The organism is Streptomyces sp. MK37H, assembly GCF_018035285.1.
Lineage (GTDB): Bacteria > Actinomycetota > Actinomycetes > Streptomycetales > Streptomycetaceae > Streptomyces > Streptomyces endocoffeicus.
In genome coordinates, this window is record NZ_JAAAYH010000442.1 from 1 (window position 1) to 7221 (window position 7221).

Consider the following 7221-nt stretch of genomic DNA (forward strand, 5'->3'; position numbering starts at 1 on the left):
CAAACCGGCCGCCCTTGCGGCGGGCGGCGGCCTGTGGTTCGGATGCGGCCCGGTCCAGCTGCACCTGGGCATCGAGCCGGGCTTCCGCCCCTCCCACAAGGCCCACCCGGGCCTGCGGGTCATCGGCATAGATGCCTTCGCCGCCCGCCTCGCCGCACATGGCGCCCAGGTCCTCTGGAACGAGGAACTCCCGGGCCACCGCCGCTTCTACTCCGAGGACCCGGTCGGCAACCGGCTGGAGTTCCTGGAGCCGATCGGGTGATATCACCCGATCGGCTGATCGGTTGGAGGGTTGCCGTGAAGCCCCTCCTGGCCGCATAGCGTCAGGGTGTCGCTTGCGCCGCAGTGGCGTCGGCGCCCGGACTGAATGGAAGGCGATTGGCTGTGTGCACGTCCTCGGCCGCCGGGTATGAGGCCATGTCCCTGGACGAGGTGCTGTGGCAGGCGTGGAAGGCCATGGAACTCCCCGAGGGCTACCGGGCCGAGATCGTCGAGGAGTTCATCGAGGTGTCGCCCACCGGCCGTCGCCGCCATGGAGTGATCGCCAATCGTCTCCGCAGGGCTCTGACCCTCCATCTCGCGGATGGCCGCTGCGCCGCCTACCAATGCGGAGACGTCATCCACCGCCGCAAGGTCTGGATCCCCGACCTCTTCATTGCCCCCGAGGACCTCGACGAGATCCCCGACGAGGAAGACCTCGGAGTGGACGCGAGCGGCGTCCAGGCCGTCTTCGAGGTGGTCTCACCGGGCCGGGAAGCCCAGTCGCGCGACAGGGAGCGCAAGCGTCGGGCGTACGCCCGTGCGGGCATCCCGCTCTACGTCCTGATCGACGACTTCGACGGTGACGGGACGGTCGTCGTGCTGACCAACCCGAACCCCAAGAAGGCCGACTACGCCGACGAGCACCGAGTTCCCTACGGCACCGACGCCGCCATTCCCGACGGCCCGGCCAAGGGCTTCGTCATCGGGGAGGCCATCATCAGGCCGTGACCGTCAGGCGCGCCCCGGTGCGGGCCGATTCCTGGACGCGGTCGAGGAGGCGGTGACGGCGGACCGCGTGGGCGAAGTCCGGGGTGAGCCGGGTGCCTGTGGTGAGGTCGTCGTGCAGTTGGGCGTAGGCGTACGCGACGTTGTACGCGTACTCGGCGGAGCGGCCGGTGAACCGCGGCAGTCGCTCGTACGAGGCGGGGACGGGCAACTCGGTCAGCCCGGTGTCGGAGCCACGGGCGCCATGGAGGGTGATCCGGCCCATCCACAGAGCGGCGGTATCGGCCTTGACCACCAGATCGCCCTCGGTGCCGTTGATCTCCCAGTGGAAGTCGGTGGCGCGGGAGCTGCCGCCCCGGAAGTGGAGGGCGGCGACCGCGCCCGACTCCAGGGTTCCGGTGACCGCGATCTGGTCCTCGGCGGTCATCGTCGCGGTCCGGCCGGTCACCTCGTGGGTCACCTGGGGCCGAAGGGTCGCCGTCGTGGCGGAGACATCGGTGAGCTCACCCAGCACCATGGTCAGCGCGTCGGCGGTGTGGCCGAACGGGATGGTCAGCATCGTCGCGCCATTGGCCCGGTCCAGCAGATACTCGCCGCCCTCGCGGAACGTCGCGCCCCAGTTCCGGCCCGAGACCACCATCGTGGTGGACAGCACCCGGCCCACATAGCCGTCGGCGACCAGGTCGCGCAGATAGCGCAGCGGCGGGGCGGAGCGGGCCTGGAGACCAACCGCCGTGCGCACACCCCTGGCATCGGCCAGCGCCACCAGTTCCTCGGCCTGGGCCAGGTCGGTACCCAGCGGCCACTCGCTCAGCACCGGCTTCCCCGCCTCCAGGGCGGGCAGGATCAGCTCGCGGTGGTGCGGCACCTTCACCGTCACCACCACCAGATCGACCTCCTCGGACCGGGCGAGCTCCCCGGCGCTGCCGAAGGTCAGCGGAACACCGAACTTCTCCCCGGCCGCGCGGGCCGACTCCGCACTGCTGGCGCTGAGCGCCCGCAGTTCGTAGCCGTCCAGTTCGGCCAGCGCGGGAACGTGGGCGCGGGCGGCCCAGCCACCTTTCGTACTCAGGCCGACGATGCCGACACGGATGGGGGTACGGGGTTCGGAGGCCGGTGAGGGCATGACGGAGCTCCTTCAGAGGAACGCGCGGGAACGCACAGAACGACATCCAACTTAGTCGAGTGTTCGCATTTCGTCGAACACTCGATTCCCTCGGGCGGAGCGGTGACCGGGATGTCGCCCGCACCCTCATCGGTCACGGTGACGACGGCCGAGCGCCCGGCCAGCGCGAGCGTGACCGCGACCGAGCGGCTGGCGGTGTGTTCCAGTGCGCTGGCGGCGAGTTCGCGGATGACGGTTTCCAGCGCCTCGGTGGTCTCCTTGGGCAATCCCCATGAACGCGCCGTCCCGGCCACGTGTCGACGGGCCGTGGAGGCGGAGGCGAGATCGTCGCCGGGTAGCGTCCACAGGCTGAGCGTCTGCGGGCGCGTGGCGCTTCCGAGCGCGGCGCCGACCGCCTCAAGAGACGCGGCGCATTGGTCCACGACCGGCCCCCCTGGTACGGACATCGGAGAGCCACACTCCGGTGAGATGGGCGAGCGCGGCAGCGACGGCCTCGCACAGCTCGTCACCGTCGGTGGTGAGCGGGCCCGCCGTGGCCGGTGCCACGATCCAGCGCCGCCCGCAGGCGGCGCGGCGGCCCGGCGAGGAGATTCGCCAGGGGTGACGGCCAGCGCATGACACCGGAGGCGACGCAGCGCGTGCCGGTCAGCGGCGGCCAGCTCGCGGAGCAGGGGCGCGAGGAATTCGACCGTCGCCCGCAGAGGCACGTCCAGTACGAGCCCGAGGGCCGTGCCTCTCACGCGCAGCCGATGCAGGGCGACTGCCCCGTCACGTGTACGCGAACAACGTCGTACCCGGACTACTTCAGACCCGTGCCTATGCGACCGCGATCCACCGGGCGACCGAACTGCGCACCCCAACGAGCAGGTCGAGCGCATGGTCGACGCCCGTATGCAGCGCCAGAGCGTCCTTGACCGGCAAGTGCCCCTGCACCGGTGGGTAATCCTGGACGAAGCCGTACTCCGGCTCATCGTGGGTGATGAGGCTGTGATGGCCGAGCAGATGGACCACCTCCCTTTCACGGCTGGAGCCCATGCCGCGGGGTCCGGGCACTTCGTCATCCTCGGCCGGGAGGACGCACGAAACCCGCTCAACTCCATGGCCGTCGTGTACATCGGGATGCGTCGCAGAGGCTTGTACCTCGACGACGTGGACGCGCTCTCTTCCTATAAATTGTCGTTCGATTACCTTCGTTCACAGGCAGCCGACTCGACAACATCACTGCGGCTGCTGGGGACCGTGCGATAGGAGTTCCCTTCATGAGCGATCGCATATCCGCCGTTGGCATGGCAGCCGCTGTCTGGCGCAGAAGCAGTTACAGCGGCCCGGAGGGCAATGAGTGCGTCGAGGTCGCGGACCTCCGCACCCACATCGCCGTCCGCGACTCCAAGAAAGCTGACGGCCCCGTCCTGACCTTCCCCGCCGACGCCTTCGCCTTGTGCGTCGGCGAAGTGAAGGCGGGTCGCCGGCGCGACTGAGGCTGTCCACAATCCGCGCGGTGGCGGCGCAACAGCGTGTATACATCCTGTAGCAGAGAGAAGGGGTGAGCTGGTGTACGTGACGAGGCTGCGGCTGGACGGTGTCCGTGGATTCCATGGGCCGCGCACCGTGGACCTCGACTTCACCCGGCCCGATGGCGGCTACGCGGGCTGGACGGTGCTGGCCGGGCGCAACGGCTCGGGCAAGACCACGTTATTGCGGGCCATCGCGCTATGCCTCGCGGGAAACCGGCGAGCCTCCCAGCTGGACGACGATCTGGAAGGCTGGTTGTCGGACGGCCGGGAGCATGCCTCGCTCACCGCGGCGCTGCGGTCCGACTCAGGGGAGGACCCAGGGAGCGCCAAGGCGATCGGGAAGGGGCCCCGGACGGCTGAATTCGAGGTTCGGCTCCAGTGGAAGCCCGAGGACGCGCTCTTTCCGGAATCGGGCGATGTCATGCCCACTGAGGTGAAGTTCAGCGGGGGTCGGGAGGCGGGCGCACTGTGGTCGTCGTCACCCGTCGGCTGGTTTCACGCCGGGTACGGACCGTTCCGCAGGCTGTCCGGAGCCGGGATGTACCACGAACGCCAGACCCGTGCCGCCCATCGCGGCGCAGCCAGCCGCGCTGCGGCGATGCGCACGCTCTTCCATGAGCAGGCCGCGCTGACCGAGGCCGTTGACTGGCTGGTCTCGGCGCATCTCTACCGGCTGGAGGAGCGCTCGGGAGCCCAGGACCTCCTGGACACGGTCATCGCGCTGCTCAACCACGATCTGCTGCCCGATGACTACCGCGTCGTCGAAGTCGATTCCGACGGACCGTGGTTGTGCCGGAACGACGACGGGGGCGTGATGTTCCCACTGCACCAGATGAGTGACGGATTCCGCACCGTTGTCGCTCTGGTCCTCGACATCGTCTGGCGGATGTATACCGCCTATGGACATCTGGATCTCAGATGGCGGCGTACTGGGTCTCAGGGGCCCGAACCGTATCTGCCGCACTCGGGCGTGGTGCTGATTGACGAGGTCGACGCGCACCTCCACGTCTCCTGGCAAAAGCGCATCGGGGAGTGGCTCAAGGCACACTTCCCGGCGATCCAGTTCATCGTCACCACCCACAGCCCGTATATCTGCCAGGCCGCCGACGAGCGCGGTCTGATTCGGTTGCCCGGTCCGGACGAGGCGCGGCCCCCGGAGGTGGTCTCCGAGGCCCTGTGGAAGCGCATCGTGTACGGAACAGGCGATGATGCCGTGCTCTCGGACCTGTTCGGGCTGGACACCCCGTACTCGGGCGAGGCCCAGGAGCTGCGGAAGGAACTGGTGGCGCTGGAGGCACGCGTGGTCACGGGGCAGGCCACGGACGAGGAGGAGGACCGCCACGAGGCTCTGCGGCAGCGATTGAAGAGCTCACCGCGGACCAGGGTCTCGGAGGTGGAGGCCCGCTTGAAGCGCCTCGGGGCCTTTGACGAATGATCCGGGTGCAGCGCATCGAGCTGCCGCGACAGCTGGTGGCTCACGCGGCGGAACTGACGGAAAGAGTGACGAAGGCCGAGCCGGAAGAGCGGTACGACCTCGCGCGCGGTCTGTGGAACCACACCACACAGCGCCGCAAGCTGGTCACGCCGCTGCGCCGATTATTGGGGCAGATGGCGCACGGCAACCGCTGCTGCATGTACTGCTGCGACGACCTCAGTACGGACGTCGATCACTTCGAGCCGTTGGCGGTCAACCCGTTACGGACTTTCGATTGGCTGAACCACCTCCTCGCGTGCACGACCTGCAACAGCCATCACAAAGGAGATCGTTTCCCGCTGGACAACGCGGGTGAGCCGTTGCTCATCGATCCCACGCGGGAAGATCCGTACGAGCACCTGTACCTGGGCCTTGAGAACGGGGAGTACACAGGGCTGACGGACAAGGGGCGGGCCACCCTGGATGTGTGCGGGCTGAACAGGGACGAGCTGCCCGAGGCTCGACGCGGTGCACGGGATGTGGTGTGCATGTGCGTGAGCGCCTGGCAGCGGGGCCGGGAGAAGGGGAATGAGCGCAACATGGCAGTAGCCGTGCGCACCATCCGCGAGCAGCCTTTCGCCGACGTGGCCCAGTTCATGCTTCGACAGGCCGTCCTGCCGAAAGCCAGGGTCGCTTTCGCCTTCGACCTCGGGGACGAGACGCTCGATCTGCTGCGGGTTCCGGAGCTGCGCGCGGCCCTGCTCATCTGACATCCGACACGGCTGGTCGAGGTCACATGCCAGGCACGCATTGCCGCGATGCTCTCCGCAGCGCTCCCCTGAAGCGATATGTCATGAGACCGTTGACGCGCTGAACAACAAAGCGGTGGCCACGTTTCTCGGGGGAGAGCCATGAGCAGCGCGTCGGGCGGGGCGGATCCGGGCATGGGCGGGGGCAGCGAGGAGCAGCGGCAGCGCGGCGCCTGGATACTGGTGGCCGCCGCCCTCGCGTTCGCCGTGGTCGTGCTGCCGCAGGTGGTCGAGGGGGACGACAAGACCTCCTTCGCGGGCAGCGCCCTCCCGTCCAGCGGAGCTTCACGGCCGCCGACGAGTCCCGGCGGGCTCCCCAGTGGGCTCCCCAGCGGAATTCCCACGGGGGTCCCCAGCGCCTCGCTGCCCGGGTACGGCTCCGGAGGCAGCGGGGGAGGTGGGGGATCGGGCGAGACCCGGGCCCCCGTCACACCCACCGTGGCGCCGGATCCTACCGAGGAGGCGTACCGGGCGGTGAGCCCCGGGGACTGCCTCGCCGTGTACGACACCGGGTACGGCGACTACAACACCCAGCTGCCCGCCCCGGTCGACTGCGGCGCCGGAAACGCCTACATGTGGGTGAGCGCGGTGCGGAGCGGCGGCGGGGCCTGTCGGCAGGGGCCGGGGCAGAACTACATGTCGTACACCTCGCGAGGGCGGACCACCGCCCTGTGCCTGACCCGCCAGTTCAAGGTGGGGTACTGCCTGCTGGCCAAGCAGACGGGCAGCGGGCAGCAGGCGCGGATGAACGCCGGGCTGATGACCGTGGTGGACTGCGACGCGAAGCGGGTCCCGGTCCGGTACAACCGGATTCTGCACATCACCGGCGTCTACAAGGCCCCGGCGAGCGCCTCCGCGGCGAACTGCGCCCGGGTCCAGGGCGACCGTACGTACTACTGGTCGTGGCTGGTGAACGACGGCCGGACACTGCTGTGCACCATGGTGTACCAGGGCTGACCGCTCAGCGGGTCGCCACGTTCACCAGGCCCCCGCTCAGCGCCAGCAGCAGAATGACGCCGACCCCCGGGGCGGCCAGATACGGCAGGAGAGCCAGCGTGGCCAGCAGGCAGTACGCGGCGGCCACCCAGGACAGCAGCCGCTGGCCCTCCTCCGGTCCGTAGCGGTTGAGCCGCACGACGAGCGCCATGAACACAGCGGCCCACAGAGCGGCCCGCGGCTCACCGAAGGAGACCTTGTCGTACAGGTCCACGGCGGGCTTGTACCAGTCCGTGTCGGCCAGCGAGCCCGCGAACTCGATCATGTCCTTCAGATAGGCGTGCGACGCCGGTGACGTCGCGTCCTTCAGGTCGGCGCGCACCCACTCCGTGATGGCCAGCATCATCAGACCAAGCGCATGACAGATGCCCGGCC

Annotated in this window: 11 protein-coding genes; 8 read left to right on the top strand and 3 right to left on the bottom strand. The window is 68.9% G+C overall.

Annotated elements, in window-relative coordinates:
- Together GWI24_RS37150 and GWI24_RS37155 are read left to right on the top strand one after the other, a co-directional pair.
- The coding region (locus GWI24_RS37150; protein WP_210950452.1) for a glyoxalase at positions 1 to 262 on the top strand (262 nt) is incomplete at its 5' end.
- Between the two features lie 122 nt (positions 263 to 384).
- A complete protein-coding gene (locus GWI24_RS37155; RefSeq protein WP_308344215.1) occupies positions 385 to 990 on the top strand; it encodes a Uma2 family endonuclease in 606 nt (201 codons plus the stop codon).
- Here the strand turns inward: GWI24_RS37155 and GWI24_RS37160 are convergent.
- Together GWI24_RS37160 and GWI24_RS37165 are read right to left on the bottom strand one after the other, a co-directional pair.
- A complete protein-coding gene (locus GWI24_RS37160) occupies positions 980 to 2113 on the bottom strand; it encodes a Gfo/Idh/MocA family protein (RefSeq protein WP_210950453.1) in 1134 nt (377 codons plus the stop codon). The two genes, GWI24_RS37155 and GWI24_RS37160, sit on opposite strands and share 11 nt — an antisense overlap.
- Positions 2056 to 2535: an ATP-binding protein gene (locus GWI24_RS37165; RefSeq protein ID WP_210950454.1), complete on the bottom strand. Its 480-nt coding sequence runs from the start codon at positions 2533 to 2535 to the stop codon at positions 2056 to 2058. Before GWI24_RS37165 ends, GWI24_RS37160 begins: the two co-directional genes overlap by 58 nt.
- A 350-nt stretch (positions 2536 to 2885) precedes the next feature.
- Between GWI24_RS37165 and GWI24_RS47035 the strand changes: the two genes are divergently transcribed.
- From GWI24_RS47035 to GWI24_RS37190, 6 genes are all read left to right on the top strand, one after another.
- Complete coding sequence (locus GWI24_RS47035) at positions 2886 to 3056, top strand: Scr1 family TA system antitoxin-like transcriptional regulator (protein ID WP_374103384.1); 171 nt, start codon at positions 2886 to 2888, stop codon at positions 3054 to 3056.
- Positions 3005 to 3361: a Scr1 family TA system antitoxin-like transcriptional regulator gene (locus GWI24_RS47040; RefSeq protein ID WP_374103385.1), complete on the top strand. Its 357-nt coding sequence runs from the start codon at positions 3005 to 3007 to the stop codon at positions 3359 to 3361. Before GWI24_RS47035 ends, GWI24_RS47040 begins: the two co-directional genes overlap by 52 nt.
- A gap of 11 nt (positions 3362 to 3372) precedes the next feature.
- Positions 3373 to 3591: a DUF397 domain-containing protein gene (locus GWI24_RS37175; RefSeq protein WP_247617410.1), complete on the top strand. Its 219-nt coding sequence runs from the start codon at positions 3373 to 3375 to the stop codon at positions 3589 to 3591.
- Between the two features lie 73 nt (positions 3592 to 3664).
- A complete protein-coding gene (locus tag GWI24_RS37180) occupies positions 3665 to 5062 on the top strand; it encodes an AAA family ATPase (RefSeq protein ID WP_210950456.1) in 1398 nt (465 codons plus the stop codon).
- A gap of 5 nt (positions 5063 to 5067) precedes the next feature.
- Positions 5068 to 5811 carry a hypothetical protein gene (locus GWI24_RS37185; protein ID WP_210950457.1) on the top strand — a complete coding sequence of 248 codons (744 nt, stop codon included), beginning with the start codon at positions 5068 to 5070 and terminating at the stop codon, positions 5809 to 5811.
- Between the two features lie 141 nt (positions 5812 to 5952).
- Positions 5953 to 6807: a hypothetical protein gene (locus GWI24_RS37190; protein ID WP_210950458.1), complete on the top strand. Its 855-nt coding sequence runs from the start codon at positions 5953 to 5955 to the stop codon at positions 6805 to 6807.
- A 4-nt stretch (positions 6808 to 6811) separates the two neighbouring features.
- Here the strand turns inward: GWI24_RS37190 and GWI24_RS37195 are convergent.
- A partial coding sequence (locus tag GWI24_RS37195) for a hypothetical protein (RefSeq protein WP_210950459.1) occupies positions 6812 to 7221 on the bottom strand: 410 nt, incomplete at its 5' end.

Coding starts and splice junctions, on each gene's coding strand:
- GWI24_RS37160 (WP_210950453.1), bottom strand. CDS start 2,113: ATGCCCTCACCGGCCTCCGAACCCCGTACCCCCATCCGTGTCGGCATC.
- GWI24_RS37175 (WP_247617410.1), top strand. CDS start 3,373: ATGAGCGATCGCATATCCGCCGTTGGCATGGCAGCCGCTGTCTGGCGC.
- GWI24_RS37190 (WP_210950458.1), top strand. CDS start 5,953: ATGAGCAGCGCGTCGGGCGGGGCGGATCCGGGCATGGGCGGGGGCAGC.
- GWI24_RS47040 (WP_374103385.1), top strand. CDS start 3,005: ATGCAGCGCCAGAGCGTCCTTGACCGGCAAGTGCCCCTGCACCGGTGG.